The organism is Herpetosiphonaceae bacterium (assembly GCA_036374795.1).
Lineage (GTDB): Bacteria > Chloroflexota > Chloroflexia > Chloroflexales > Kallotenuaceae > LB3-1.
Genome location: DASUTC010000349.1, coordinates 1 through 25,975, shown reverse-complemented (window position 1 = coordinate 25,975; position 25,975 = coordinate 1). Strand labels below are relative to the sequence as shown.

Below are 25,975 nucleotides of genomic sequence, written 5' to 3'. Positions count from 1 at the left end.
AACTAGCTTGCGAGCCGTCAGGCGGGCGCTTGGGAGCGTCCTCCCAATATCCCTTTCTGATGCGGAATCGTGTGTTTCTCGAACCGGCTCCCGGATCATGGATTAGCAAGGAGAGGAACGAGCAAAGGGCAAGCAAGGTCAACCTCCTGTTTATGCTTTGTTTCCATCGAACATCGGATTGGCAACGGTATCTCGGCTGCCATCTGTTCTTTGTTCTTTGTTCCGTTGTTCTTAATTGTCTATGCGTACACTAGGTATCGATCCCGGCACCGCGATCATGGGCTGGGGCATCGTCGAAGAAGATGGGCAGGGCGGGCTGCGCTGTGTGGACTATGGCGCGCTGACCACGCCCAAGGAGCTGGCGCTGCCGCAGCGGCTCCAACTGCTCCACCGGGGCCTGGTGGCGCTGATGGAGCAGTACCGGCCAGAGACTGCGGGCATTGAGGAGCTATTCTTCTCCAAAAACGTGACAACCGCGCTGGCGGTGGGCCACGCGCGCGGGATCGCGCTGCTGGCGCTGGCCGATGCCAGCATTCCGATTCAGGAGTACCGCCCGATGGCAATCAAGCAGGCTGTCGCCGGGTACGGGCACGCCGACAAAAAACAGATGCAGGATATGGTGCGGCTCACGCTGGGGCTGGATACGATCCCCAAGCCGGACGACGCCGCCGACGCGCTGGCGATTGCGATCTGCCACGCCTACACCGGCCCGATTCTGGAGCGCTATCGAGAGGAGGGATGATCGGGAGCGCGCGAGATCTCTCGCCTGGCGCGTCCGATAGAGCTATGTCAGCACCCTGGCAACCACCGGATCTCGACGAAATTCGTCCCGATCGCTTTATCATCAACAACGGCAAGCTGCGGCCCTTCCTGAAGGGCGAAGGCGTCACCGTCGGCAAGTTCTTCGAGCTTGTCACCTGGCGGCGCGACGGGCTGATCGCGCGGCTGCGCGGGCGGGGATTCAACGTCCGCACGCTGGCCGATCGCGTCGCGGCGCTGCGCGGAGTCCAGCCGGTGCCGCCGCTTGGCGCTGCGGGCCTGCGGCTGCTGAGCCATCCCAAAGAGCACATCGCAACCTTCGAGCGCGCGCAGCTCCACTGGTGCGACGTGCCGGTCGTCGATCACGGCGGCAAGCCCGCCGTCTGGCTGCGATCGGGCGCGGCGGTGCGGCGGCGGAAAGGACGCGGCCACGCGGATTATTACATTGCCGCGCTCACCAGCGGCGACCAGATCAACTTCCTGCCCGCCAAAGAAGCCGACGCGCTGCTCCATGCCTACGGGCAGATCGCCCAGGAGCAGCCTGTAGTGCTGCGCTACCACACGCGAGAAGATGTGTACCTGATCCCACAGCGTCAGGCGCTCCTCCCGCCACCACATCAAGAAGTCCTCAGGCTACTCTCCTACGACAAGGCCGAGGCGTGGACGATCCCAGCGGCTGCCTTCGAGCTAGCCCAGGCGGTGCTCGCCAAGCTTGCGATCCGGCTTGAGCCGACAGAAGAACAATGAACCGGGCGCCCTCCGGTTTGAACTCCCCGATCCCCGATCCCTGATCTTGAAACTTGGAACTCCCCCCAGATTGCAACCAAAATCGCATAACCTGTGTTTCAGGAGATAGAGAGATCGAAGCGGCTCGATCGACGAGGCTCACGGCACAGCGCTCCTTCGACTCTCCTGGTCAGGCCGACGCGGGATGCGAACGAGGAGGCAGTCATGTGGCACTGGAACAACGACTGGCTTGTGCAAGAACGACAAAGGGATCTGCTGCACGAAGCGGAGCGACAGCACGTGCTGCGGATCGTTCTGGCGCAGCGCCAGCCGACGCCGCGATCTTACGGTCCGGTGCTGGTCTGGTTTGGGCGGCGGCTTAGCACATGGGGCGCGCGTATTCAGGCCCGCTACACACCGCTGGAATGGTGTGGAGATGCGTACGATGCCGGCATCGGCGTGCCGCGTGGGCGATGAATCGAGGGCAGGAGCGGCCTTGGTTGGGCACGAGGCTGCCGGAAACATCCGGGGAGGGTACAATGGTCGCGATAATGATCCTGGCCGTGCTGCTGATCGGGCTGATTGCCTTCGATCTTGCCGCTCTGCGCTGGGGTATCGACAGCAGCATCGAGGTTGCCAGGCCCGATACAGAGTGGCAGCGCTGGCGAGGTGTTCATGGTGAGTGATCGGCATGTCGATCCGCAGATCGCCGATCTCCAGGCGGCGCTGGCCGCCGATCTGGATAGCTGCTTCGAGCGCCTGGTGCTGACGTTTCAGGATCGGCTGTATGCGTTCGCACTGCGGCTCACGCACAGCCCGCAGGATGCCGAAGAGATCGCGCAGGATGCCTTCGTGCGCGCGTACCGGGCGCTGGCGGGCTACGCGCCGGAGCGGGTAGCGACGCTGGCGCTCCGCCCGTGGCTGTATCAGATCGCGCTGAACGTCTTTCGCAACCGCGTGCGCGGTCGCCAGCTCAAGCTCGTGCCGCTGGACGACGTAGGAGAGGATCGGGAGGGTGAGCTAGCCGACGATCACGAGCTACCCGATGTGGCGCTGGAGCGCTCCGAGCGCGAGCACGAGCTGAGCGCGCTGGTAGCAGCGCTGCCGGAGCGCTACCGTATCGCCGTGGTGCTGCGGCACGTCGAAGGCTTTGGCTACGGCGAGCTGGCCGAGCTGCTGAGCCAGCCCGTGGGAACGATCAAAGCAAACGTCCATCGCGGAACGCGGCTGCTCCGCGTGGCCTTAGAACAACAGATGCATGAGGTGGATTGATGGCCCCACACGATCACAGCTCACTCGCCGAAGCGCGCCAATTCGTCCGCAGCCTGCGCCAGCTTGAGGCCGCGACAGCACCCGGCTCGCTGCTGCCGGGCGTGCTGATCCGGCTGGGCCTGGGCGATGCGTACGCCTTCCTCGACACGCCGATCGGGCCGCTCTTCGTGGCCTACAACGAGCGTGGGATTTCCGCCGTGCTCCACGCCGAGGATGCGGCCATGTTCGAGGCCGCCTTTCGCGATCGGTTTCAGCGCTCGATTCATGCGGTCGATACGCTACCAGCGGAGATGGCGGAGGCGCTCAACGAGCAACTGAGCGGCGTGCCGCGCCCGGATCTGCGCTTCGATCTGCGCCAGCTCACCGAGTTCGAGCGCGCCGTGCTGCTCAAGGCGCTGGAGATTCCGCGCGGCGAGGTACGGCCCTACCACTGGGTGGCGCGTGAGATCGGACGACCCAAGGCGGTGCGCGCCGTTGGCTCGGCGCTGGGACACAACCCGGTTCCGCTGCTGATCCCGTGTCATCGCGTGGTGCGCAGCGATGGGCGGATCGGCCACTACATTTTCGGCAGCGAGAACAAGCATAAGCTGCTGACGGTCGAAGGTGCCGATCCCGATCTGCTGGAGCGGCTGGCGCGCTCCGGCGTGCGCTACTTCGGCGACGAGGCCGAGCACACGTTTTGTTTTCCAACGTGCGGGGGGATGCATCATCGCGCCGATGCTCAGAAGCTTGTGCCGTTCCACTCCGACAAAGAGGCGACCGCCGCAGGCTATCGTCCGTGCCAGACGTGCCGCCCCGCGATTGGCGCGTAGCGCGATCGACGATCCTCGCCGATGGGGATCGAAGGGCATACTGCCATAACAAAGAGGCTGGAGTGTGCGTCCAGCCTCTTGTGTTTGGGATTGCAGACGATCGAGTTAGCGGCGACGGTTGCGCAGGAACGGTGGAATGTCCAGATCGTCCGAGACGTTGTTGAACGACGGCTGCGGTCGCTGCTGCGGCGCTGGCGGCTGCGGCTGCTGGCGCTGCTGATAGGCGGGCTGCTGCTGATGCGGCGGCTGGCTCGGCAGCACGTTGCTGGCGACGTTGGGGAACGAGCGCGAGCGCTGCACGTTGCGCGGCACGCTATCAAAGCCGGTCGCGATCAGCGTAATCTTGACCTCGTCGCGCATGTTCGGGTCGATCGTCGCGCCGAAGATGATGTTGGCGTCGGGATCGGCGGCGCGGGCGATGATGTCTGCGGCCTCGTTCAACTCCTGAATGCCCATGTCCTCGCCGCCCGACACGTTGAAGAGCACGCCCTTCGCGCCGTCGATCGACAGCTCAAGCAGCGGCGACGAGATCGCCATGTTGGCCGCGTCGACCATGCGGTTATCGCCGGAGCCGCGTCCGATCGCCATCAGGGCCGAGCCCGCCTGGGTCATGATCGCCTTCACGTCGGCGAAGTCCAGGTTGATCAGGCCGGGCTGCATGATCAGATCGGAGATGCCCTGAATGCCCTGGCGCAGCACATCGTCGGCCATGCGGAACGCCTCCAGCATCGACGTGTTGCGGCTGGTGATCTGCAACAGACGATCGTTCGGGATCACGATCAGCGTATCGACGACGGGCTTGAGCTGCTCGATGCCCTGCTCGGCGACTTTGCGGCGATGCGCGCCCTCGAAGGTGAAGGGCCGCGTCACGACGCCGACCGTCAGCGCGCCAAGCTCCTGAGCGATGCTGGCGATCACCGGCGACGAGCCGGTGCCGGTGCCGCCGCCCATACCGGCGGTGATAAAGACCATATCGGAGCCTTTCAGCTCTTCGTACAGCTCCTCGGTCGTCTCCTCGGCTGATTTCTGGCCGATCACCGGATTGCCGCCCGATCCCAGGCCCTTGGTCAGCTTATCGCCGATCTGGATGCGGGTCGGCGCTTTGGAATGCATCAGCGCCTGCGCGTCGGTGTTGACGGTGATAAAGTCAACGCCCTGCACGCCCATCTCGATCATCCGGTCGACGGCATTCGATCCGCCGCCGCCCGTGCCGACCACTTTGATCATCGCCTGGCCGGTACCCAACAGCTCAAAGTTCCGCCCATCCATACCTGCCTCCGCTCGCAGTGGGAAGTGAGCAGCGTACAGAGTCGTCGCGACCCTCCACGCTGTCCACTGCCCGCTGCACTAGGGTAAAAATTCTTTTAGCCAACCTTTGAAACGATCATAGACATTGCGCCAGTTGCCGGGCTCGCGCGGCAACGTCAGCGAGCCGCCGGGCTGTCGCAGCCCATTCGTCATACCCCATTTGACGAGGCCGACGCCCGTCGCGTACGGCGGCGAGTCGACCGCGTCGGAGAGTCCGGTGAGATTCGACGGAGTGCCGATCCGCACCGGCATGCCTAACATCTCGCGTACCAGCTCATCGAAGCCGGGAAGCTGCGACGAGCCGCCCGTGAGGACGATCCCGGCAGGCAGCAGGCCCTCATAGCCCGATCGCCGAATCTCGGCGGCGATCAGCTCGACAATCTGCTCAGCGCGCGCCTGGATAATCTGGTTGAGATAGTAGCGGCTGATCTCCTGGTGCTCGCCCGGCGCGAACGACTCGGTCTTGATCAGATCCTCCTCGCCCTCCTCAGGCTCTTTCGCGATTGCGGAGCCGTACTTGAGCTTGAGATACTCCGCCGTGTTGTGCGGCGTGTGCAGCACATACACAATATCGTTGGTCAGGTGGTTGCCGCCGACCGGGATCACCACGCTGTGCCAGATGCCGCCCTGGATAAAGATCGCGATGTCGGTCGTGCCGCCGCCGATGTCGACCAGCACCACGCCGCGATCTTTGTCCTCCGCCGTCAGCACGGCCTCGCCGCTCGCCAATGGCTGCAAGACCAGATCGTCGATGATCACACCAGCGCGCTCGACGCTCTTGATCAGATTTTGGATCGCCATGACCTCGCCGGTGACGATATGCGTCTCGACCTCAAGGCGGTAGCCCGACATGCCGACAGGATCGCGAATGTTCTCGTGGCCGTCGACGATATAGGCACGTGGGATCACATGAATTATCTCGCGCTGCGTCGGGATTGCCACCGCCTGGGCCGACTCGACCGCCCGCGAGACATCCATCGTGGTAATCTCATGGTCGGGCCGTGAGATCGCGACGACACCACGGCTGTTGAGCGACTGGACGTGCTTTCCGGCAATGCCGACGTAGGCCGTGCCGATGCGGTAGCCGCTCAGGCGCTCCGCCTTTTCGACCGATGTGGCAATCGCATTGACCGCATCGTCGATGTTGACGACGACCCCTTTATCAAGACCCTTGGAGGGTGTCAGCCCAACGCCCAGGACGTTAATCCGACTATCGGGGCGGACCTCGGCCACCATGGTGCAGATTTTGGTGGTTCCAACGTCAATGCCGACGACAGTGCGATTCATAGTTCATCCTTTCGGCAGTTAAGGTGGCTGATGGTCGGAAAGCATTTGTAATTTTAACTGTAAAGCCAGCCATCAACTTATCCACGATTATACGATAGACGATCGTGCCATGCAACGAACTGTTTGTTACTCCAAGATTACAGGAAGTGCTGACGAAATTCCTAATCAACGCTAAACAGTTGGTATGCTCCTGACAGTACTAAATGCTTTACGATCGTCTGTACGTCTATCTAAACGCTTAAACATCGGCCTGGATACGCCTCAGCGGTAGTACGGCGTCGTCGTCCGCAGATCGACGACCGAGAAGGCCGTATTCTCGCGCAGCAGGTGGATCAAGATCGCCAGCTTTTCGTCCAGCCGCTCGCTTTTGCCGATGATCGCCTGTTTGTTGTCGCCCACGATCAGCGACACGCCCAGGCCCGCGTCCCACTCGATGCGCTGAAACGGCACCGGCAGCTCGGCAGCGCGCAGCGTGACGCGGCGGGCGACTTCGAGCGCATCGGGATCGACTTTATCGCCCGGCTTCAGCTCGCGGTTCGGCGTGGTATCCACGATCGCAACGCTGCTGACAAACGCCGGTCCGGGCGCCGTCTCCGTCCCCGAAAGCGCATCGGTCTGCGAGAGCGTCGCGGAGCCGCCGATGCCCTCGCTCCTGGCCGTCTCAGTGCTGCTGCTGGGCGGCTGGCCCGCCAGCACCAGGCCATCCCAGGTGACGGCATAGGGAATCCCGTTATGCGTCCAGCGCACCTCAGGGCGGCGCTCCGTCACCTGCACCACGACCGTATCGGGCAGGAGCACCTGCACCCTGGCGCGCTCGACATAGGGACTCTGCCGAATGCGCGACTCGATCTCGGCATCGCGGACCAGCCAGATCGACTGGCCCTGTACGGCGGCGAGCGCCTGAACGTCATCGTTGGAGAGCGCCATCGTGCCGCGCGCCACCACCGTCCGCACGACGTAGCCCGGCGAGGTCAGGGCATCGTAGAGCAGCCAGCCCGCCACGCCAAGCACGATCAGCGCCAGCAGCTTGCCGCTGCGGATGCTCCACAGCAGCACCCGCCGCACACCGGGCCGGGCCTGCGAAGCCTCGCGACGTTTTTCTGCCTCACGACGTTTTTCTGCTACGTTCGCCACTGGTTATCCTTCGGAAGAACAAAGAACAACGGAACAAAGAACAAATAAACCATCTACCTCTTTGTTCTTTGTTCTTTGTTTGCTTGTTCTACTCCCGCGTTCTTCGATCAGCGTGCCGCTCCAGCGCCAGCTCGATCAGCCGGTCCAGCAGCTTAGGATAAGGCAGGCCGGTTGCTTCCCAGAGCTTGGGATACATCGAGCCCGAGGTGAAGCCTGGGAACGTATTGACCTCGTTGAGATAGACCGCGCCGCTATCTTTGTCGAGCAGGAAGTCGACACGAGCCAGGCCCGCGCCGTCGATCGCCCTGAACGCATCGACCGCCATCCGCCGGACGCGATCGGAGGTCGCCGCGTCGATCGGAGCCGGGATCAGATATTGGGTGCGGCCTTCCAGGTACTTGTCGGCGTAGTCGTACCACTCGTTGGCGGGGATGATCTCGCCGACGACCGACGCCTGCGGGTCGTCGTTGCCCAGCACGGCCACCTCAAGCTCGCGCGGATTCACGCCCTGCTCGACGATCAGGCGGCGATCGTGCTCTGCGGCCAGATCCAGCCCCGCCGCCAGATCGGCGCGGCTGCGGCACTTGCTCACGCCCACGCTTGATCCGGCATTCGCGGGCTTGGTGAAGACGGGATAGCGCAAGGTTGCCTCGACCTGATCGAGCACGGCCTCGCGCTCGCGCTCCCAGTCGCGGCGACGCACCAGCAGATAAGGCACCTGGGGCAGGCCAGCCGCCGCGAATGCCGCTTTCATCACGCCCTTGTCCATGCCGACGGACGCCGCCAGCACGCCGCAGCCGACGTAGGGCACATCCGCGATTTCGAGCAAGCCCTGGAGCGCGCCGTCCTCGCCGTACATGCCGTGCAGCACCGGCACGATCACATCGAGCTGCTGGATCGGCGTCGGCTCAGCCGCGTCCGCGCCACGGGGCGCGAGCGGCGCTTCCGCCTGCGCCGCGTAGGACGGCTCGACATGCGCGCTTTCGTCGGGCAGCCGACCGCTGCTGGTATGCAGCGGCAGCGTCGATTGCACGACACCCGGCAGCGGATCGCGGGTCAGCAGCCGGAGATCGGCGGCCTGTTCCAGCGCCAGCAGGGGATCGCCGCCGACCATCCAGCGGCCCTGTTTGTCGATGCCGATCGGCACAATCTCATATCTATCCTGGTCGAGCGCCTCCATGACCGAGCGCGCCGACTTCAGCGAAACCTCGTGCTCGCTGTTGCGCCCGCCAAAGACCACGCCGACACGCGGTTTTCTGGTCATACCTGTTCCCCCACCACCTGGACCTCAAGCTCCATCGCGACGCCAAACTCGGCCAGCACGCGCTCGCGCATGATCTCCGTCAGCCGCAGCACGTCGCTGGCGGTCGCGCCGCCGAGATTCACAATATAGTTCGCGTGCTTGTCGGAGACGATCGCGCCGCCGACACGAGTGCCTTTCAATCGCGCCTGATCCAGCAGCTTCCCGGCGGTCGTGCCCTCCGGATTCTTGAAGACGGAGCCGCACGACGAGCCAGCGGGCGTTTTGCTCTTGCGCGACTCGGCAATCGCCGCCATCTCGGCGGACAGCCGCGCCGGATCGTCGCGAAACAGGCGGATCTCCGCCGCAAGGATCACTGTTGGGAGCACAAGGCCCTCGGCCCGACCCTGCCTCTCCTCTCCCATCGCCGCGACGGCAGAGGCCCGCCTGAGCGTGGGGCTGGGGCTAAGGGTGAGGGCCTGCGCCCGCTTCAGCGCGCTGCTGCGATAGCCATACTCGAACTGCGCTGCCGACCACTCCTCGACATTGCCGTCGCGCAGCAGCCAGGCGCGGATCAGATCGTGGGCCATATCGTCGCCGTAGCAGCCCGCGTTGCCGAAGATCGCGCCGCCGATCGTGCCGGGCAAGCCCTCGGCCCAGACCAGGCCACCGTAGCCCTGCGCCGCAAGCCGCCGCGCCGTGCCTGCCGTCGGCGCGCCCGACTCGATCCAGAGCCGGACATCATCGCCGCGCTCCTCGATGCGCGACTGGGCCGCGCGGTTGCGGATCACCAGGCCGGGATAGCCTCCATCAGCGACCAGGATATTCGTGCCGCCGCCCAGGATGAATACCGGGAGCGACTCGGCCTGCGCCCACTGCATCAGATCGCGCAGATCGTCGGCGCTGGCGGCGTTGGCAAAGTAGCGCGCCGGACCTCCGATCCGCCACGATGTGTAGCGCGCCAGCGGCTCGTGCTCAAGCAGCTCTAGTTTGTTCAGTTCACGGTTCAAAATACATATTCCCAGTTTCAAGTTCAGGGTTTCCCCTTGTTCCCTTGTTTGTTCCTTTGTTCTTCCTACCACAACACACGGAAAAGAGAAGAAATGGTGGGGACTCCCCACACCCCGGCCTAGCGGCCCCTTTGTTCTTCCAGCTCCGTCAATATCCGCTCGCCAACCTGATAGCCATCGCCCGCGCCGAGCGTCAGCAGCACATCGCCGGGATGAAGCAGCGCCAGCAGGTCGCGCGCCGACTGTGCCAGATCGCCGGACGCCGTGACGGCTGGATGACGCACATGCAGCGCGAGATACGTCGCGTCGATGCCCGGAAAATCGGTCGCGTGCTCCCGTGACGGGTAAATATCGCCGATCAGCACCACATCGGCATCGCCGAACGAGTCCGCGAAATCGTGCAGCAGCGCCGCCGTCCGGCTGAAGGTATGCGGCTGAAAATAGATCACCAGCCGCCGGTCGGGATAGCGCATCCGCGCCGCGTGAAGCGTCGCGCGCACCTTGGCCGGATTGTGCGCGTAATCGTCGATCACCGTGACGCCCGCCGTCTCGCCCTTCCACTCGAAGCGCCGCGCCGCGCCGTGAAACGCCTCAAGTGCGCGTAGTGCATCCTGTGGCGCGATACCAAACTGGGCCACCGCCGCGACCGCCGCCGCCGCGTTCTGCACGTTGTGTCTGCCAGGCACGCGCAGCCGCCCGCTCAGCGACTCTCCCGTCGGCGTGCGCAGCATGAAGCGCGTCCAGCCATCCGAAAGGCTCACATCGGCCACCCGCCAGGCGGCGGCCTCGACAAAGCCATAGCTCTGCCAGACGGCCTCAAGCGCCGGGCTACATGCGCGCACCCGCTCCACGCCGGGATCGTCCGCACAGCCGATCACCGCGCCGCGCACCTGCCGCACGAACTGCCCAAACGTCTGCTCGACCGAGTCGCGCGTCGGATAAATATCGACATGATCCCAATCGACGCTGGTGACGATTGCGACCTGTGGCACCAGGCCAAGCAGCAGCCGATCGTACTCGTCGGCCTCGATCACAAACGGGCCGTCGCCCCAGCGCGCGAAGCGCTGCAAGCCCGGCACCGGCCCGCCCGCCGGAACGATATACGCCGGATCGACGCCTAGCTCGCTCAAGATCACCGCGCACATCGCCGTCGTCGTCGTCTTGCCGTGAGTCCCGGCGATGGCAAGCGTCGGCTTGTGCAGCGACCACTCGTGCCACAGCTCGGCGCGCTTCAGCACCGGAATACCACGCTCACGAGCCGCGATCAGTTCGGGATGCTCCGACCGCAGCGCCGAGCTGGTCGCCACCAGATCCACGCCGCGCAGATGCTCCGCCGCATGGCCGACGTACATCGTCGCGCCGCGCTCGGCCAGCTCGCGGGTCAGCGCGTTGGCCTGCTGATCGCATCCGCTGACCTGATGCCCCTGATCGAGCAAAATATGAGCGATGGCGCTCATGCCCGCGCCCGCGCTACCGATCACGTGATAGTGGCTCATGGCCCTCTCCAGATATTCGGCAGCCGCAGAAACGCCAGCACCAGCAGAATAATCAGCAGAATCGCCACGAGCGTCGGCACGAACGCGACCACCGGCGACAGATCCTCGATCGTCGGGATCGTCAGCGTCGTGCCCTCCGGCGGAATGATCGGATCGTTGCGCAGCGCCCGCAGTTGGTTCAGAAAGCTATTGAGCGCGACGAACCAGAGCAGCCCGGTGATCGCGCCGAAGACCCCGCCCAGGAGCGCCTGACCGGCACTCCGGGTTGCGCGTGGCCTGGGGCCTTCCCGCCCTAGCTCGTAGGCCCACGAGTAGCGCGAGGTATAGACCAGCGTCGCCAGGAGCACAAACAGCGCGAAGCGCGCCAGCAAGAAGCGTCCGCTGTCGGGATCGCCAAAGATCAGATCGGGCGGCAGCGCCTCCGCGTCCACGTTCAGCAGCAGGCCAAAGACGCGCGGAATATTGATGATGATCCGATTGATAAAGTTGATCAGCGCCGTCGGGAAGATGACCGTTCCCAGCAGCACCAGCGCCATGCCCCCGGTAATGCCCACTTCGCGCCAGAAGCCGCGTCGCAACCCGATCAGCCCGAAGATCACAATGAACGGGACCAGCAAGGCCTGGAAGCTGTTGAACACAAGTGTCATCGCGTATGCCCCTGCCGCAGCGCCAGATCGATCACCTCATCGGCCAGACACGCCGCCGCATCGGGCCGTGCCAGCGCCGCGCTCTGCCGCGCCATCTCCTCGCGCGCCTGCCGATCGGTCAGCAGACGCCGCACCTCGCGGAACAGCGGCCCGTCGATGGGATTGCCCGCGCCGAGCATCGCGCTATCCGCCACCTTGACCGCCGCGCCGCGCGCCACCAGATAATCGGCGTTCTCGTCCTGATGCACGTACGGATACGGCACCAGCACCGCCGGAAGCTGTGCCGCCGGAAGCTCGGCCAGCGTCGAAGCGCCCGACCGCGCAATTGCCAGATCCGCCGCGCCGAACGCCTGGACCATCGTGCCGTGCAGATACGGAAACAGATGGTAGCGCGCCTGTAGCTCCGCCGGCAGCCGGTCCGCCGCCGCGCGCAGCCAGCTTTCATCGCCCTCGCGACCGCAGACATGGATGATATGCGCCAGGCTCAGCAGATCGGGCAGCAGCGCCTCGATCGCCCGGTTGATGCTGCGCGCGCCTCGGCTGCCGCCATACACGAACAGCACCGGCAGGTCATCGGCGATGCCGAAGGCCGCCCTGCTGCCCGCGCGATCGACCGTAAACAGCTCCTCGCGTGCGGGATAGCCCGTGATGATCGTCTTGCCGCGCGGCAGATACGCCAGCGACGGCTCGAACGAGCAGGCCACGCGATTGGCGATCCGCGCCAGCACCTTGACCGCCAGGCCGGGCACAATATCCGGCAGATAGATCATCGTCGGCACGCCAAGCTGCCGGGCCGCCACGAAGAGCGGAATACAGACGTAGCCGCCGGTGCCCAGAATCGCCGCCGGTCGCTCCTGCCGGATCAGCGCGCGCGCCTCGCGAATGCCGCGCGCGATCAGCGCGCTATTGCGCGCCAGTTGCAGCGGCCCGCGACCGCGCACCGCCGCCGCCGTGATCGCGCGAAATGGTAGCGTGCTCTCCCGCGTCACCAGCCCCTCCTCCATCCCGCCGAACGAGCCGACATAGACGAGCCGCCAGGGCGGCGCAGACTCACCGGCTGCGCCAGGTTCCGCCGCTGGGACTGGACCCGCTGCGGTCGCGCTTCCTGGCTGCGCTACGCTTCGGCTGTCGCTGGCTGCTGCTGCTAAGTCGTCGCCAGCCGCGATCGGTGACGGCGACAGCCTGGCGATCATTTGTGCGGGCAAAGCTGACGCTACGGCGAGCGCCGGATACACGTGGCCCCCGGTTCCCCCGCCGCACAAGAGCAGCGAAGGCCGGGACGAGGCCGATCGTTCGTCGCTTGCGCGGCCCGCTTGTGGCTGGACGCTCGACGACGGGCGAGACGACTGGTTCTGGTCGTTGATCATCGACATGCTTTGAAATATTGAGCAGCACGCCCATCGCGAACAAACACATCGCGAGCGACGTACCGCCGACCGAGATAAAGGGCAGCGTTTGACCCGTGAACGGGATCAGCGACGACACCACCGCCATATTCAAAAACGCTTGAAACGTAATCCAACTGGTAATGCCCACCGCCAGCAGCGCGGCAAACGGATCTTGCGAGCGCGCCGCGATGCGATAGCCGCGATACGCCAGCAGCAGAAACGCGCTCATCACCGTCAGCGTGCCGATCAGCCCAAGCTCCTCGCCAATCACGCTGAAGATCGCGTCGGCGTGAGCCGATGGCAGCCACAAGAACTTTTGCCGTCCCTGGCCCAGCCCGCGCCCGAACCAGCTACCCGACGCCAGCGCGTAGAGCGAGTGGATCGGCTGAAAGCCGCCGCCGCGCGGATCGGCCCAGGGATCGCGGAAGACCTGGATACGGGCGCTCGCGTGCGCCAGCGATTGGATCAGCACCCAGCCGACGCTGCCCGCGCCCGCCATGCCGACGCCGATATGTACCAGATTCGCGCCCGCCGCGAAGTAGACCGCCACCGCGATCAGCGTCAGCATCACCGCCGAGCTCATGTTGCGCTGCGCGTACATGATGCCGACCAGCAGGCCGACGATCAGGCCGAACGGGATCAGGCCAACCGTCATCGAGCGCAGCTTATCGCCACGGCCCATCAGCCACGCCGCGAGATACACAATCAGCGCGAACTTGGCGATCTCGGTCGGCTGAAACTGAAAGCCGCCGATCCTGATCCAGCGGTCGGCACCACCGGCGCGCGTCATGCTCTCCGGCAGCATCAGCACCAGGATCAGCAGCCCGACCGTCGTGCCGAAGAGCGGCAGCGCCAGCCGCCGCCACAGCCGATAGTCGACCCGCTGCGCCACCAGCAGGCCAGCGCCGCCGACGGTCATCCACATCAACTGCCGGATCAGGTAGTGCGTCTGGGAGTGACCTTCGTTGACGGCAATAAAGAAGCTGGAGCTGTACACCATCACCAGGCCAAACACAGACAGCCCCAGCACCAGCGCCAGCAGCGTGTAATCGGGTGGGCGGCGGTTTGAATCGATCATAAAGAACTTCCTCCCAACACAACGGCTACCAACGAAGCCACGCCATCGCAAAAAACCACAGCCTGTCTCAGGCGCTACCCAAACACGAACCAGAGCACTAATCCAGCCAGCAGTACGGCTGCGACAAGCCACCCGACCAGCGGCTGATCGCGCCGCTCGACCGTCGGCATGTAGCTGCGCCGCTCGATCACGTAGCGCGGCGACAGCGCCAGGCCCGCCACGCCGCCGATGACCATCCCGCCGATATGCGCCGAGTTGTCGATGTTGGGCACGATAAACCCGAACGCCAGATTGATCGCCGCCAGCGTCGCCATCTGCCCTAGCTGCATCTTCGACGCCTCCGCGCCGATGAATGTCCGCGATGTGTACGAGAACGCCGCGAGCGCGCCCAGCAGCCCAAAGATCGCCCCCGACGCGCCCACCGAGAGCACCGCCGGATTGAAGACGTAGCTCGCGATGCTGCCAGCCAGGCCCGACAGTCCGTAGATCGCCAGGAAGCGCGGCGTGCCATACACCCGCTCCGCCTCGGTGCCGAGCACATACAGCGCCCACGAGTTGAACAGCAGATGCATCAGGCTGCCGTGCAAGACCATCGGCGTGAGCAAGCGCCACCACTGGCCCGCGTCGATCAACGGGTTGTACTTCGCGCCCAGGATCAGCAGCGCATCGTTCCAGCCGACGAGATTGCCCAGCAGCGACGACACGCCATACATGATCACATTCACTGCCAGCAGCACATAGACCACACGCGGCTGTGAGAGCGGCAGCGTCAGCCGCACGCGCCGGGGAGCGCCGTACGCCTCCTCGACGATCGGCACCTGCGCGGGCGACTCATCCGGCGGCTGCGGACGCGCATGAAACTCCTGCTCCAGCCGCGACAGCATCTCGCGCAGATCGCGATCGTCTGGCTCGCGCCGCTCACTCATGACAATGACCGCACGATCTGCCGAAATTGCTCGCCACGATCGAACTCATTTCTAAACATGCCAAAGCTGGCGCAGCCCGGCGAGAGCACCACCGCATCGCCCGGCTCCGCCATGGCCTGCGCCGCCTCCACCGCAGCGCGCAGGTTATCGAACGGGCCGAGCGGCTCCGACCACTGGCTTTGCAAGTTCAGCCGGGCCGCGTCCAGCGCTACCAGCAGCTTGTTCGTCGCATCGCCCTTGAGCAGGACCACCGCCTTCGCCCGTTTGAGCAGCACACGGGCAAGCTCCATGAAATCCAGCCGCTTATCCGCCCCCCCGACGATCATGATCTTGGGCGCGTCCACGCTGCGCAGCGCCATGATCGCCGCCGTCGGCGTCGTCGCCGTTGTATCGTTGATGTAGCGCACGCCGTGCAGCTCGCGCACCAGCTCCAGCCGATCGGGCACGCCGCTAAAGCGCTGGATCGCCGTGCGAATATGCTCGGCCTTGACGCCACAGGCGACCGCCAGGGCCGTCGCCGCCGCGATGTTTTGCAGGTTATGCTTGCCCGGCAGTTGTACCTCCGGCTTGCCGACGACGATCTCGGTGCTGTCCTTGTCCTGCCAGAACAAAAAGCGATTATTCCAGGCAACCATCAGATCGTGGGGGTGCTTGCGCGCAAAGGCTTCGCCAAACTCGCCGTAGTGACCGGCAAACCAGGCCACGTGGCCGGGCGCGCGGCTCGCCATCTCGGCGACGGTCGCGTCGTTCATGTTGAGCACCACCAGGCCATCGCTGCCCTGATGCAAAAAGATCTGGCGCTTGGCCTCGATGTACGACGCCATCGACGGGTAGCGATCCAGGTGATCGGCGGAGATGTTGGTGACGCAGGCAAAGCGCGGGCTGAGGCCGGCCTCGCCCAGGCCCTCCAACTGCCACGACGACAGCTCCAGCACCACCGGGCTGCGCGGCCCGATCCTGGGCAACTGTGCCAGCGCCGACACGCGCAGGTTTCCGGCCACGACGGTATCAGGAAACTGCTGCTTGAGCATCGCGCCGGTCAGCAGCGTCGTGGTCGTCTTGCCCTTGGTGCCGGTGATGCCGATGATCGGCGCGGGACACAGCCGAAAGAAGAGCGTCATCTCCATCTCGACCGCCGCGCCCGCCTCCCGCGCGATCTGCAAGTAGGGCGACTCGCGGGGCACGCCCGGATTGCGGATCACGATGTCGGTGTTGCGAAAATCGGCCTCGCGATGCTGGCCCAGCACATACTCGACGGACACGTCCCTGAGCTGCTCCAGCGTCGGCGCGAGCTGCTCGGCGCTGCGCAGATCGGTGACGGTGACGCGCGCGCCCTGCTCGGCTAAAAAGCGCGTCACGCCCAGCCCACCGCCGTGGACGCCCAGGCCCATCACTAAAGCGCGTTTTCCTCGAAGCTCCATCTACTCTTTCCAGATCAGCGAGATACCGGCCTGGCCCAGTATCCGCGCATTACTCTGCGGCACGCCGCGCGATTCCGGCGTTGTGAGCGCCAGCGAGATTCCGACCAGCGCGGCAATCATCGCCACCAGCACGAAGCGCTGCATCACCTGTGTCTCCGACCAGCCCAGCAGCTCGAAATGATGGTGCAGCGGCGACATCTTGAACAGCCGCTTGCCCGTGCCGGTCCGCCGCCGCGACCACTTGAAGTAGAGCGTTTGCAGCCCCGACGAGGCCGCCTCGGCCACAAAGATGATCCCGATCAGCGGCAGCAGCAGCCAGTGCTGCGACATCAGCGCGACGACCGCCAGCACTGCGCCCATTGCCAGCGAGCCGGTATCGCCCATAAAGACCTGCGCCGGATGCGCGTTGTACCAGAGAAACGCCGCGTTCGCGCCGACCATCGTAAAGCAGAACGCTTGCAGATAGACCAGGCGCGGCGAGGCCACGAACGAGATCACGCCGTACGCCGCGAAGGCGATCGTCAGCGTCCAGGCCGCGAGACTGTCGAGGCCATCGGTGATATTGACCGCGTTCGAGGTCGCGACGATCACAAAGACCGCGATCGGAATATACCAGTAGCCGATGTCGCGCTGACCGACGAACGGGATCTGCACCGCGCCGCCGTGCGCCAGGCCGTAGTAGCTGGTTGGTAAGTAGATCGCCAGCGCCGCGATCAGCGCCAGCAGCGTCTGCCAGACAAACTTGAGCCGCACCGTCAGGCCAAATGTCTTCGACTTCGAGCCGGTCAGCGTCAGAAAATCATCGAAGCCGCCCAGGATCGCGTATGAGATCAGCACCGACAGCGGCAGGATCATCGACGGGCGGCGGTAGAGATTGAAGAGCACGGTGATGATGACCGCGCTGATCACAATCATGATCCCGCCCATCGTGGGCGTGCCCGTCTTCGCCAGATGCGCCTGCGGCCCGTCCAGCCGCACCTGCTTGCCGATCTTCTTGGCCCGCAGCCAACGAACCCAGTAGCCGCCGGTAAAGAGTGTTATCAGAAACGCACCGCTGGCTAAGAGCACCGTCGGCGCGGCATCGTTGACCACAATCGTTCGGAGTAATGTCTCATCCACAGTTAGCGAACTCTTTCACCTGCGCGCAGTTCGTCGACGATCTCTTCGGTCTGCGCGACACGCGCTCCCTTGACTAAGATCACATCGTCGGCGCTCAACAGCGGACGCAGCAGCTCCACGGCCTCGCCGTTGGAGCGCGTAAAGAAGACTTCTGGAGCGTTCGGGCCTTCCTGCGCCGCCTCACCGATCCAGCGCGCCTTGCTGCCGACCACCACCAGACGGTCGACGACGGCTGCTGCGGCACGGCCCACCGCGCGATGCCCCGATTCCTCGATCGGGCCAAGCTCGGCCATGTCGCCGAAGACGGCGGTGCGGCGTCCTGGTACCTGTGCCAGCAAATCCAGGGCCGCCCGGCACGACGCGGGCGACGCATTATAGGTATCGTCCAGAATCGTCGCGCCATTCAGGCCCGGCACTACCACGATCCGCGCCTGGACGCCTGCATCGCACAGGCCGGCGGCGATCTCGTCCCAGCTCAGGCCCAGCAGCAGCCCCGCCGCGATGCTCGGCAGCGCGATGTAGATCGCGTGACGCCCTAGCATCGGCGTCTCGAACCGCCGCGTCTCGCCGCCGTAATGCACCGTGAAGGCCAGACCGTCCAGGCCCCGGCTTTCGATCTGATCGGCCCACAGGTCGGCCTGCGGATCAATCCCATAGAAGAACGAGCGCGCCGATGTGCGCTCCGCCATCGCCCGCACGCGCTGGTCGTCGATGTTGAGGATCGCCACGCCATCGGCGGGCAGCGCCTCGACCAGCTCGCGCTTTGCCACGGCGACGGTATCGGGCGTTTTCATGCGCTCCAGATGCGACACGCCGACGTTGGTCAGGATCGCGTACTTGGGCCGCGCCAGCTCGCAGAGCAGCGCGATCTCGCCGGGACCGTACGTGCCCATCTCGATCACGGCCACCTGATGCTGTGGCTCCAGCCGCAGCAGCGTCAGCGGCACGCCGATCTCGTTGTTGTAGGACTTGCCGCTGTAGAGCGTGTTGAAGCGCTGCCGCAGCACCGCAGCCGCCACTTCTTTGGTGCTGGTCTTGCCGACACTGCCGGTAATGCCGATCACGTCCACGGTCATGTGCTGCCGGTGCCGTGCGCTCAGCCGCTGCAAGGTCGCCAGCGGATCGGCGACCGCAAAGACGATCGGCTGGTCGGGCTGCACCAGCGCCAGCGAGTCGCCGTCGGCGACGATCGCCACCGACTGATCGAGCGCCTGCACATGCTCCGCCGCCCAGTCGCGCCGCACGAGCACGCCAAACGCACCCCGGCGCAGCGCATCGGCGACGAACTGATGCCCGTCGGCGTGCTCGCCGGGCAGCGCAACAAACAGATCGCCCGCGTCGACCAGCCGCGAGTCGATGACGACGTTGGCGAAGGAGCGCTGCGCATGTAGCGACGGGAGCGCCTCCTCGACGCTCCCTCGCAAGTTCATACTCTTAATCATGTCTGCAAATGCGATCACTGGCTTCGACTCTCCGACGAAATACGCGCCGCATTGTAGCACGGGTTCAGCATTTCACAGCAACCTTATGTCACGCCTCCAGGACCCAAGTTCCAAGTTTCAAGTTCCAGGTGTCGGGTTTGTCGAACTTTGAACGTTCGTCCCCCGGCCTCATGGCGCTATCGCGGCCCGCCGATCACCTGGCCGGGACCGACGTAATGCGGATCGGGCGGAATGCGCAAGTGCGACATCAGCTTGGTGACGATCCGCTGATAGACCGGGATCGCCGCCTCGATGCCCCACTGCGCGCGCTTCGGTCGATCGATCTTGACCAGCACGGCGATGCGCGGATTGTCGCTGGGCGCGAAGCCGATCACCGAGCCGATCACGCTGTTGTTGTCGTAGCCGCCATTGACCGCGATCTGCGACGTGCCGGTCTTGGCGGCGACGTGGTAGCCCGGCACCAGCGGCTGGTCGGCCCAGTTGCCGGTGCTCGGACCCCAGATCAGGTTGGCGTAGTGCTCGGCGTTTTTGGTCATCATGCTGCGCAGCGCGTCGGTGACGCCCTGGTCGACAACTCGCCGCACCACGCGCGGCCTGACCGGCGTACACTGCGTGCCCAGGCATTTTTCCTTGACGACGTGCGGCCACATCAGCGTGCCGCCGTTGGCAATCGCCGAGATGGCCGTCAGGTGTTGGATCGGCGTGACGGCGATGCCCTGGCCGAAGGCGTTCTGGCCGAGTGTCAGATCGCTCCAGTTGTCGGGATTATCTTCGGGCCAGTTGACGATGCCCATGCCCTCGCCGCCGAGATCGATGCCTGTCAGTTGGCCGTAGCCGAAGAGCTTGACGAACTTATAGAAATTGTCGCGTCCGATCATCTCGCCGAACTGGAGCGCCGCGACGTTGGACGAGTTGTACAACATCTGGCCGGGCGTCTGCGCGCCGTTGCCCGCGCGGTTCCAGTTGCCGATCGAGTAGCCGTAGCGGTCGATCACGCCGCCGTCGTACACCGTCGTGTCGGGCGTGAATGCGCCGGTTTGCAGGCCTACCGCCGTGACGATCACCTTGAAGGTCGAGCCAGGCTCGTACACATCGGTCAGCGCGTTGTTGCGATTGACCTTCTCCGGCTCGTACTCGGTGTACTTGTTCGGATCGTAGACCGGCCAAGTCGCCATGCCCAGGATCTCGCCGGTGCTCGGCTCCATCACCAGGATCGTCGCGCCCTCCGCCTGCTGCTCGTCGACCACCCGCCGCAGCTCGTCCTCGACAAGCTTCTGCACGGTGCTATCGATCGTCAGCTTCACGTCCATGCCGTCCTGCGGCTCGACGATCTGCGTCGGCGCAATCCAGATCGGTCGCTGGTCGCGATCCTGCTCGGCGCGCAGCGTGCCGGTAATGCCCTTGATCTCGTCGTTGTAGAACGCCTCGACGCCCGCGATGCCGGTGCCCTCGTAGTTGGCGACGCCGACGATGCGCGACGCGAACTCGCCCTGCGGATAGACACGCTTGGCCTCGTCGATCAAAAACAGGCCGGTCGGCAGCTCGCCGTCGTCGCCCAGCTTGCGGATCTGGTCGGCGGCCTCAGGCGAGATCCAGCGGGCCAGCCGTGCCCACTCGCGCTGCTTGTCGGTCAGGAGTGGAATCAGATCCGCCGCCTCGCGGCTGATGATCGGCGCGAGCAGGATCGCCATCTTCTCCGGCTCCGCGATCTTGGTCGGATCGACGTACAGGCTGGGCATGTTGACGTTCATCGCCAGCGCCACGCCGTTGCGATCGGTAATCGTGCCGCGCCGGGGCTGCAACACGACATGCTTCGTCAGCTCGCCGCTCACCAGCTCGTCGAGCTGCTTGCCCCTCAGCTCTTGATAGACCTGGATCAAGACAAGCTGCCGCGCGGTCAGAATGCCCATCAAGAACACCGCTAGCAGGATGATATTGATGCGCCAGCGCGGAACCGCCGCACGTCGAGTTGCAGAAACCTGAGCCATAGTTGCTCACCGTGGCGTACAGCACGCGCCCGCAGCGCCTACTGCACGCCATAAGGCTTGTTAGTTGAAAGCGACGACAGGAACGGCGGGCAGCTCGATCGTGGTGTAGCGCAGTTGCTCGTTGGTCGCCGGGCGTAGCCCTAGCTTCTGCGCACGATCCGCGATCGTGTCCAGGCGGCTGGCCGTGGCGATACGGTACTTGTACTGCTCGGCCTCGTGGAGCAACTGCGTGTGCTCGCGCTCCAACTCCTGAAGATGGTAGCCAGCCGTCGCCACCCGACCCGTCTGCGCCAGGAAGAGGAGGCTCAGGATACACACAATCACAACCGCGCCCACGATCAGCCCGGAGTCTCCGAGCTTCATGTAGCTGCCGGGCGATTGCGTGCGGCGAACGCGCGCGGTGTGCAGTGGCAGAGGTTGTTGTGTAATCGCCATACGAGGATCTCCTTTATCTTCTCTGTTCCAGGTTCCAGGTTCCAAGTTTCAGGTTTCAGGTTCCGCGTGCCCACTTCCTTTGTGCGCCAGGCACCCGCGTGGCACCCGGTTCTCGGTTTGGTTCTTAGCTCTCGGTTTTTGGTTCTCGCTTTGTTCCTTTGTTCTTTTGTTCTTTTGTTCTTTCGCCTGCGATCCGCTGCCCGATGCGCAGCTTTGCGCTGCGGCTGCGCGGATTCGCGCTCACTTCTTGGGCTGTCGCCCCGACAGGCTTGTGTGTCACCTGCTCCAGTCGCGGCGCGTAGTCGCAATCACGGCTGCCGATATAGATACATGGACGCGGCCCCGCGCCGCGCGCGACCAGATGCGGGCACTGTTCCGCAAACAGCCGTGGCGGCAGCAGACACACCGCCGACTCGCGCCGCATGAACTCTTTGACGATGCGGTCTTCCAGCGAGTGAAACGTAATCACCGCCAGCCGCCCACCAAGCGCCAGAAGCTCTGTCGCGGCGGGAAGCGCCTCCTCCAACGCTTCCAGCTCGTCGTTCACGGCGATGCGTAGCGCCTGAAACGTGCGCGTCGCGGGATGGATGCGCTCGTCCTTCCTTCCGCCGACCGCCCGCGCCACCAGCTCCGCCAGCTCTGTCGTTCTGTTAATCGGGCCGCTGCGTCGCCGCTCCACGATCCGCTTCGCAATCCGGCGCGATGCGCGCTCCTCGCCGTAGCGGTAGATCACATCCGCCAGCTCTGCCTCAGGCAGGGTATTGACCAGATCCGCCGCCGTGACCCCCTGCGTGGGGTCCATCCGCATATCGAGCGGCGCATCCTGGGCGAATGAGAAGCCGCGCTCCCCAACATCCAGCTGCGGCGACGAGACGCCGATGTCGAGCAGCACGCCGTCGACCTGCTCGAAGCCTTGCGCCCGCGCCAGCCTGCCAACGTCGCGAAAGTTGCCGTGGACCAGCGTCAGTCGCTCTCCGACGTGCCGTAGCCGCTCCGCTGCCGCCTGAAGCGCCGCCGGATCGCGATCGATCCCCAGGACGTGCCCCGCGCCGCGCTCCAACATCCCTGCCGTGTGCCCGCCGCCGCCAAGCGTCCCATCGATGTAGGTGCCGCCTGGTCGAATATCCAGACCGTCGAGCGTCGCCTCGAACAACACCGGGATGTGCGCGAATTCTGTCACAGCTCCAGCTTTCTAGCTGTTAAGTTTCGAGTTCCCCGCTCCACGTTCCCAGTTGCGCGCTTCTTCCCCTGTTCTTTCGTCCCTAAATCCCAATCTCCGCCATCTGCGCCGCGATCACGCTGGCCGACTCGTCGAGATCTTCCATCGCGGCTTCCCACGCCTCCTGCGACCAGATCTCGAAGTAGCTGTTCATGCCCGCCACTACCGCCGTATCGCCAATGCTCGCGTACTCGCGCAGGCCAGCCGGTAGCAGAATGCGGCCCTGCTTGTCGACCTCAGTGTCGAACGCGCTGGCGAATAAGAGTCGGCGCAGCTGGCGCGCTTCGGTCGAGCCAAGCGGCAGGCTGCTGACGCGCTCTGACAACGCCTGCCATTGTTCCATGGGATATACTTGCAAGCAGCGCTCGAAGCCACGTGTAACGACCAGACCGCCCTCAAGCTGAGTGCGGAATTTCGCCGGGACGGCAACGCGGCCCTTTGAGTCAATGCTATGTTCGTATTCCCCAAGAAACATACGGCGTTGTCCCGTTTCGTTGTAAAGCCGGGATTTTAGAACACTCGTTCTTATTCCCCACTTTTCCCCACTTTTCCCCACCTACTTTGCGATTATATATCACACTATACTCCATTTTCAAGAGCCAACGGTACTAATTTAGGGATTTGATGAACAATCTCACAAAATAGGTTTGACACATATGTTCTATTCCCTTTAAAGAATCGGCTCCAGGCGCGGCTGCTCGCCAGGTGTCCTTGTCGGACGATCGGCCCACTGCTATACTGCTGCTATGACCGAGGAACTATGAAAAAGTGTCATGGATTTGTCATGGAGATCGACGGGTGATGGAGCAACGTATGCCGGATACGATCGTGCTGCGCTCGGTTGAGGAGGCGCGGGCAGAGCTATTGCGCCACTTTTCCCCACTTTCCGCCGAGACGGTGCCGCTGTTGCAGGCGCTTGGCCGGGTGCTGGCGGCAGACGTAAGCGCTGACATCGACGTGCCGCCCTTTGCGAACTCGGCGATGGATGGCTATGCCGTGCTGGGAGCGGACGTGCAGAGCGCCGCCGTCGACAGGCCGGTGATATTGCGAATTTTAGGCGAAGTACCGGCTGGCGGCACCGCCGACGTGGCGGTCGAGCCGGGCACGGCAATTCGGATCATGACCGGCGCGCCGATGCCGCCACGGGCCGATACGGTCGTGCCGTTCGAGGAGACGGACGAGGGGCGGCCCGACGCGCTGCATCAGCAGGGACGCGTGCGCGTCTTCAAGCGCGTGCCCGTCGGGGCAAGCGTGCGGGCGGCAGGCGAGGACGTTCGCGCTGGTACTGCCGTGGCGCGGCGCGGCACACTGATCCGTCCGGCGGAGATCGGCGTGCTGGCGACCGTGGGAGCGGCGACTGTGCCCGTTTATCGGCGGCCCCGGGTGGCGATCCTGGCGACCGGCGATGAGCTGGTGGATGTGAGCGAGCGGCCCGGCCCTGGTCAGATCCGCAACGCCAACGGCTACTCCAACGCCGCCCAGGTGATCGCGGCTGGCGGCGAGGCGCTGCAACTGCCGATCGCGCGCGACACCGAGACCGAACTGAACGATCGGCTGAACGAGGCGCTGGCCTGGGGCGCGGATCTGTTCCTGACCTCCGGCGGCGTCTCCGTGGGCGATTACGATGTGGTCAAAAAGGTGCTGCAACAGCGCGGAAACATGGAGTTCTGGCGCGTCAAGATGAAGCCCGGCAAGCCCGTGGCGTTCGGACACATCGCGGACGTGCCGCTGCTGGGGCTGCCCGGCAACCCCGTCTCGGCAATGGTCGTCTTCGAGCTATTCGGGCGTCCGGCGCTGCTCAAGATGCAGGGACGCGACGGCTACGTCCGGCCCGTGATCCGCGCGACCTTCACCGGCTCGCTCACCGATCGCGCCGACCGGCGGCAGTACGTGCGGGTGCGGCTCGAGCAGCGCGATGGCGAATCGGGTACCCTCTGGGTGGCGCATCTCACGGGCGAGCAGGGCAGCGGTGTGCTCACGTCGATGATGCACGCCGACGGCCTGATGATCGTCCCCGAAGGCATGACCCACGTCGCGCCGGGCAGCCAACTGCCGGTGTTGATGCTGCACTGGCCTGAGGTCGCGCCGGATCAGACCTTCGAGGTAGCGGACGCCGGGGCGGATTGTTGTTGATGCCGTCAGTCTGAGGAACAAGGGAACAAACGAACAAGCGAACAAAGAACAACGGAAACTTTAAGCCCGAAACGTTGAATCTGGAACTCGAAACTCGAAACAACCGATAGAGATTATGTCTAATCAACCATCACATCCGGCACCGGACGAGCCGCCGCAGTTCGACATCGAGGCGGCGCGCGCGCGCTACCGTAAGCTGATGCGGAGCTGGCCGATGCGCACGATGTACCTGCTGCTGGCGCTGGTGATCTTGTTCGCGTGGGCCTGGGGCATTGCCGCCGCGATCGGGCCGGATGTCGAGAATCTGCCCGGCCACGACATTACCGTCCCCACCGAGAGCTGCATCGCGTGCCACACCACGGCAGCCAGCGCCGAGAACGCGCCGCCGATGAATCACCCCGCCGCGCCGACCTGCGGCTTTTGCCATCTCCAGGGATTGCCTCAGACCGGCCAGGGATACGGCGGCTGGGCGATCGAAGGGCGGCCTCAGCAGATCGAATCCTATGCTTTACACTGACACAATCGCGGCGATTGCCACGCCCGTGGGCGAGGGCGGCGTGGGCATCGTGCGGCTGAGCGGACCCGACGCGCTCGACATGTTGCAGCGTCTCTTCAAGCCGATGCGCGGCAGCGCGAGCTACAGGCCGCAGATGATGCGCTACGGACGCATCGTGGACGACGCGGGCCGGACGGTGGATGAGGCGATGGCGGTCTACTTCAGAGCGCCGCGCTCTTACACCCGCGAGGATGTGATCGAGATCCACTGCCACGGCGGCGCGCTGCCGCTGCGCCGGACGCTTGAGCTGGCCCTGAGCGCTGGCGCGCGCCTGGCCGAGCCGGGAGAGTTTACGCTGCGCGCCTTTCTCAACGGGCGGATCGATCTGGCACAGGCCGAGGCAACGCTCGATCTGATCCAGGCGCGGACCCAGACCGGCCTTCAGCTTGCGCTCGACCAGCTTGGCGGGCGTTTGTCGCGGGAGGTGCGCGCGGCGCGGGATGAGCTAATCGGCGCGCTGGCCTATCTGACGGCGCTGGTAGACTTTCCCGAAGACGACGTGCCCGAACAAGAGGTGCTGCAACCGCTCCGATTGGCGTTGGCGAAGGTCGAGCAGTTGTACCGGGGCGCGGACCAGGG

General features: G+C 64.7%; 26 protein-coding genes. 9 read left to right on the top strand and 17 right to left on the bottom strand.

Going from position 1 to position 25,975, the window contains the following annotated elements; translation table 11 throughout:
* The first annotated feature begins 241 nt into the window (after positions 1–241).
* The 6 genes from ruvC (at position 242) to VFZ66_28170 (ending at position 3,569) form a co-directional block, all read left to right on the top strand.
* Positions 242–742, top strand: coding sequence for a crossover junction endodeoxyribonuclease RuvC (gene ruvC, locus VFZ66_28195; GenBank protein HEX6293097.1), 501 nt, complete (start codon positions 242–244; stop codon positions 740–742).
* Between the two features lie 44 nt (positions 743–786).
* On the top strand, positions 787–1,506 hold the full coding sequence (locus VFZ66_28190) for a hypothetical protein (GenBank protein ID HEX6293096.1): 720 nt from the start codon (positions 787–789) through the stop codon (positions 1,504–1,506).
* Positions 1,507–1,710: 204 nt separating this feature from the next.
* Complete coding sequence (locus VFZ66_28185; protein ID HEX6293095.1) at positions 1,711–1,962, top strand: hypothetical protein; 252 nt, start codon at positions 1,711–1,713, stop codon at positions 1,960–1,962.
* 62 nt (positions 1,963–2,024) lie between these two features.
* Entirely contained in the window at positions 2,025–2,171 is a 147-nt protein-coding gene (locus VFZ66_28180) for a hypothetical protein (protein HEX6293094.1), read from the top strand.
* Positions 2,164–2,757 (top strand): sigma-70 family RNA polymerase sigma factor, encoded by a 594-nt coding sequence (locus tag VFZ66_28175; protein HEX6293093.1) that lies wholly within the window; start codon positions 2,164–2,166, stop codon positions 2,755–2,757. The genes VFZ66_28180 and VFZ66_28175 overlap by 8 nt, the downstream gene beginning before the upstream one ends.
* Positions 2,757–3,569 carry a methylated-DNA--[protein]-cysteine S-methyltransferase gene (locus tag VFZ66_28170; protein ID HEX6293092.1) on the top strand — a complete coding sequence of 271 codons (813 nt, stop codon included), beginning with the start codon at positions 2,757–2,759 and terminating at the stop codon, positions 3,567–3,569. The genes VFZ66_28175 and VFZ66_28170 overlap by 1 nt, the downstream gene beginning before the upstream one ends.
* A gap of 105 nt (positions 3,570–3,674) precedes the next feature.
* Here the strand turns inward: VFZ66_28170 and ftsZ are convergent, their stop codons facing one another.
* The 17 genes from ftsZ to mraZ form a co-directional block, all read right to left on the bottom strand.
* Positions 3,675–4,838, bottom strand: a complete 1,164-nt coding sequence (gene ftsZ, locus VFZ66_28165) for a cell division protein FtsZ (protein HEX6293091.1) — start codon at positions 4,836–4,838, stop codon at positions 3,675–3,677.
* A gap of 78 nt (positions 4,839–4,916) precedes the next feature.
* Positions 4,917–6,164, bottom strand: a complete 1,248-nt coding sequence (ftsA, locus tag VFZ66_28160) for a cell division protein FtsA (GenBank protein ID HEX6293090.1) — start codon at positions 6,162–6,164, stop codon at positions 4,917–4,919.
* A gap of 261 nt (positions 6,165–6,425) precedes the next feature.
* Entirely contained in the window at positions 6,426–7,298 is an 873-nt protein-coding gene (locus VFZ66_28155) for an FtsQ-type POTRA domain-containing protein (GenBank protein HEX6293089.1), read from the bottom strand.
* An 88-nt stretch (positions 7,299–7,386) separates the two neighbouring features.
* Complete coding sequence (locus tag VFZ66_28150; protein HEX6293088.1) at positions 7,387–8,562, bottom strand: D-alanine--D-alanine ligase family protein; 1,176 nt, start codon at positions 8,560–8,562, stop codon at positions 7,387–7,389.
* A complete protein-coding gene (murB, locus tag VFZ66_28145; GenBank protein HEX6293087.1) occupies positions 8,559–9,548 on the bottom strand; it encodes a UDP-N-acetylmuramate dehydrogenase in 990 nt (329 codons plus the stop codon). Before murB ends, VFZ66_28150 begins: the two co-directional genes overlap by 4 nt.
* A gap of 119 nt (positions 9,549–9,667) precedes the next feature.
* On the bottom strand, positions 9,668–11,044 hold the full coding sequence (murC, locus tag VFZ66_28140) for a UDP-N-acetylmuramate--L-alanine ligase (GenBank protein HEX6293086.1): 1,377 nt from the start codon (positions 11,042–11,044) through the stop codon (positions 9,668–9,670).
* Complete coding sequence (locus tag VFZ66_28135; protein ID HEX6293085.1) at positions 11,041–11,691, bottom strand: hypothetical protein; 651 nt, start codon at positions 11,689–11,691, stop codon at positions 11,041–11,043. The genes murC and VFZ66_28135 overlap by 4 nt, the downstream gene beginning before the upstream one ends.
* Positions 11,688–12,857 (bottom strand): UDP-N-acetylglucosamine--N-acetylmuramyl-(pentapeptide) pyrophosphoryl-undecaprenol N-acetylglucosamine transferase, encoded by a 1,170-nt coding sequence (locus tag VFZ66_28130; protein ID HEX6293084.1) that lies wholly within the window; start codon positions 12,855–12,857, stop codon positions 11,688–11,690. Before VFZ66_28130 ends, VFZ66_28135 begins: the two co-directional genes overlap by 4 nt.
* Positions 12,742–14,157, bottom strand: a complete 1,416-nt coding sequence (ftsW, locus tag VFZ66_28125; GenBank protein ID HEX6293083.1) for a putative lipid II flippase FtsW — start codon at positions 14,155–14,157, stop codon at positions 12,742–12,744. Before ftsW ends, VFZ66_28130 begins: the two co-directional genes overlap by 116 nt.
* Before the next feature lie 74 nt (positions 14,158–14,231).
* A complete protein-coding gene (locus tag VFZ66_28120) occupies positions 14,232–15,083 on the bottom strand; it encodes a rhomboid family intramembrane serine protease (protein HEX6293082.1) in 852 nt (283 codons plus the stop codon).
* Complete coding sequence (gene murD, locus VFZ66_28115) at positions 15,080–16,504, bottom strand: UDP-N-acetylmuramoyl-L-alanine--D-glutamate ligase (protein ID HEX6293081.1); 1,425 nt, start codon at positions 16,502–16,504, stop codon at positions 15,080–15,082. The genes VFZ66_28120 and murD overlap by 4 nt, the downstream gene beginning before the upstream one ends.
* Positions 16,505–17,623 carry a phospho-N-acetylmuramoyl-pentapeptide-transferase gene (gene mraY / locus VFZ66_28110; GenBank protein HEX6293080.1) on the bottom strand — a complete coding sequence of 373 codons (1,119 nt, stop codon included), beginning with the start codon at positions 17,621–17,623 and terminating at the stop codon, positions 16,505–16,507.
* A 2-nt stretch (positions 17,624–17,625) separates the two neighbouring features.
* Positions 17,626–19,053, bottom strand: coding sequence for a UDP-N-acetylmuramoyl-tripeptide--D-alanyl-D-alanine ligase (gene murF, locus VFZ66_28105; protein ID HEX6293079.1), 1,428 nt, complete (start codon positions 19,051–19,053; stop codon positions 17,626–17,628).
* Positions 19,054–19,241: 188 nt separating this feature from the next.
* Entirely contained in the window at positions 19,242–21,053 is a 1,812-nt protein-coding gene (locus tag VFZ66_28100; protein HEX6293078.1) for a penicillin-binding transpeptidase domain-containing protein, read from the bottom strand.
* 60 nt (positions 21,054–21,113) lie between these two features.
* On the bottom strand, positions 21,114–21,488 hold the full coding sequence (locus VFZ66_28095; protein ID HEX6293077.1) for a hypothetical protein: 375 nt from the start codon (positions 21,486–21,488) through the stop codon (positions 21,114–21,116).
* A gap of 124 nt (positions 21,489–21,612) precedes the next feature.
* Positions 21,613–22,668 (bottom strand): 16S rRNA (cytosine(1402)-N(4))-methyltransferase RsmH, encoded by a 1,056-nt coding sequence (rsmH, locus tag VFZ66_28090; GenBank protein ID HEX6293076.1) that lies wholly within the window; start codon positions 22,666–22,668, stop codon positions 21,613–21,615.
* A gap of 82 nt (positions 22,669–22,750) precedes the next feature.
* The gene (mraZ, locus tag VFZ66_28085; protein HEX6293075.1) at positions 22,751–23,182 is read right to left on the bottom strand and encodes a division/cell wall cluster transcriptional repressor MraZ; all 432 of its coding nucleotides are present in this window, start codon (positions 23,180–23,182) and stop codon (positions 22,751–22,753) included.
* A 338-nt stretch (positions 23,183–23,520) separates the two neighbouring features.
* Between mraZ and glp the strand changes: the two genes are divergently transcribed.
* The 3 genes from glp to VFZ66_28070 all read left to right on the top strand — a co-directional run.
* Positions 23,521–24,840, top strand: a complete 1,320-nt coding sequence (glp, locus tag VFZ66_28080) for a gephyrin-like molybdotransferase Glp (protein HEX6293074.1) — start codon at positions 23,521–23,523, stop codon at positions 24,838–24,840.
* Between the two features lie 115 nt (positions 24,841–24,955).
* Positions 24,956–25,357 (top strand): hypothetical protein, encoded by a 402-nt coding sequence (locus tag VFZ66_28075; GenBank protein ID HEX6293073.1) that lies wholly within the window; start codon positions 24,956–24,958, stop codon positions 25,355–25,357.
* A partial coding sequence (locus VFZ66_28070) for a tRNA uridine-5-carboxymethylaminomethyl(34) synthesis GTPase MnmE (protein ID HEX6293072.1) occupies positions 25,344–25,975 on the top strand: 632 nt, incomplete at its 3' end. The genes VFZ66_28075 and VFZ66_28070, both read left to right, overlap by 14 nt.